General features: G+C 49.5%; 2 tRNA genes. Both read left to right on the top strand.

Annotated features, from left to right (window positions below):
* The first annotated feature begins 2 nt into the window (after positions 1-2).
* Positions 3-78 (top strand) — tRNA-Lys (locus FOI68_RS23175).
* Between the two features lie 54 nt (positions 79-132).
* Positions 133-206, top strand: a tRNA-Arg gene (locus FOI68_RS23170).
* The last annotated feature ends 2 nt before the right edge of the window (positions 207-208 follow it).

Here is a 208-nt window from a genome sequence, read left to right as displayed (position 1 = left end):
ATGAGCCATTAGCTCAGTTGGTAGAGCATCTGACTTTTAATCAGAGGGTCGAAGGTTCGAGTCCTTCATGGCTCACCAGTTACTTTATCCCCAAACGTAAAAAGGGTTTTCGGGGACCCCCAACAACAATGTGTGCCCTTAGCTCAGCCGGATAGAGCGTTTGACTACGAATCAAAAGGTCGGGAGTTCGAATCTCTCAGGGCACGCC

The organism is Brevibacillus sp. LEMMJ03 (genome assembly GCF_007197875.1).
GTDB classification, from domain to species: Bacteria; Bacillota; Bacilli; order Brevibacillales; family Brevibacillaceae; genus Brevibacillus; species Brevibacillus thermoruber.
The sequence above is the reverse complement of the archived record's forward strand: the minus strand, read 5'-3'. Positions and strand labels throughout refer to the sequence as shown.